Source organism: Myroides marinus, from assembly GCF_900109075.1.
Lineage (GTDB): Bacteria > Bacteroidota > Bacteroidia > Flavobacteriales > Flavobacteriaceae > Flavobacterium > Flavobacterium marinum_A.
This window is the reverse complement of record NZ_FNYS01000052.1, coordinates 1-1,574: the sequence shown is the minus strand read 5'-3', so window position 1 is coordinate 1,574 and position 1,574 is coordinate 1. Positions and strand designations below refer to the sequence as shown.

The following is a 1,574-nucleotide window of genomic DNA, read 5'->3' as shown; positions in this document are numbered from 1 at the left end:
TAACTCAAGTTTCGCACCAATTTACTTTCACGTAGTAGCCTGATATTTAAAGTGATAATTATTGGATAAAAGTCCAAAAGATTCAATATTATCAATTATTTTAGTTGTAATATCATGAATATCAATAGACTCTACTAGTTTTTCCAAAACATCAAGTATTAAGGCTACTACAGCTAATAATCTAACGTTCAATTTGTTTTCAATATAATCTTGCTTGAGGTCTTTAAATAGACCTCCAATAGTTTCATAAGCTTCCATTCTATAACGGATACTTATGAGTAAATACTGTATAAACACAATAGTTGTTTGCGCTATCTGAATATCAAAGTTTGTCGATTGAGCTTTACCAAGTCCTAAGAGCTGTTTAGCTTCTTTGAAGAATACTTCTATCGACCATCGGATACTATATATTTCTATTACTTTGACGAATTTTAATGATGTATCTGTAGTTATTAATGTATGCCATTTGCCATTAATGCCACGTCTTGAAATAAATACTTCAACATCAAGTCCTTCAATATTAGTTACATAAGAGTGATAATAATAGTTGAATTTACGGCATCTTTTTGGTTTTTTGTCTTGTTTTTTAAGCTGTGAAATCGTTTTAATCCTCGACTGAACTTCAATCTTGCTATTGTATTTATACATACCAATAATATGAGTTTTCCCACAGATACTACGTAGTTTTTTGAGTAGACTTATACTTGTAAACCAAGTGTCTGTCAAAATATAATCCACTGTTATTTTGCGCTTTATCACTCTTGAAAACATTTGTACTAATACATCTGTCTTCTTTTTGTTGAGTTCTAAATATCTTTTTGCAGCAACGGTTTTCGAGCATCGAGGAGTCTTTTTTTGAGCTTGACGTTGTTTTGCAGTTAAACCATATTTCAGTTTTGACTTTTTGCTTTCACGGTGTAAACTAAAATCTACTGGAATAAATACGCTACCATTCCAATATCCTGCTACTAAAATCTTGTATCCCAAGTAGAAACTCTTTGATACATGATTGTATATTTTTGAAACACCTTCAATTGTTTTACCTGTTTTAGCAAGGTCAGAATCATCAAAAATCAAGCATTTTGTAGCATCTTTTTCAGGTGTAAAAAGTTCTTCTTTAAGTAAATATTGCATGACAAACTGATATAAGAATGATCTCCAGTCAATGTTTTGATTCGACAATAGACGGTAGTAAGAATCTTTACCACAGTTATTTATATCAGCGTCTTTATTCTTAGATAAAGAAAACACAGAACTAATACCGATAATGGGAAGTATTAAAAGTATGGAAATTAAGTCCTTAAATGTATAACCCGATTTTTTACACCAATCAAACTGTTTTGTTATCTTATTAAAGCCTAATATGTTTAAATGTGAATTTAAATATTCAGAACTCAACCAAACCTTTTTGAACTTTCCTTTTATTTCTTGAACTTTAGTAATATCTTCGTATTGTAGCATGTTTTGTACTTTGTGTGTCGTAACTTAAAGATACAATAAAACCAAGGGATTACCTTGGTTTACATGCTATTTTTTCACTTCTATAAGCCCCAGTTTTGGGTGCGAAACTTCAG

The 1,574-nt window shown here is 30.6% G+C and carries 1 protein-coding gene; it reads right to left on the bottom strand.

The annotated features are described in order from the left end of the window. Positions 1 to 27: 27 nt before the first annotated feature. Positions 28 to 1,461: an IS4 family transposase gene (locus tag BMX53_RS18870; protein ID WP_074748533.1), complete on the bottom strand. Its 1,434-nt coding sequence runs from the start codon at positions 1,459 to 1,461 to the stop codon at positions 28 to 30. Between the last annotated feature and the right edge of the window lie 113 nt (positions 1,462 to 1,574).

What these genes read in the sequence shown, in the direction of transcription:
- BMX53_RS18870 (WP_074748533.1), bottom strand. Translation starts at nt 1,461, where the DNA reads ATGCTACAATACGAAGATATTACTAAAGTTCAAGAAATAAAAGGAAAG.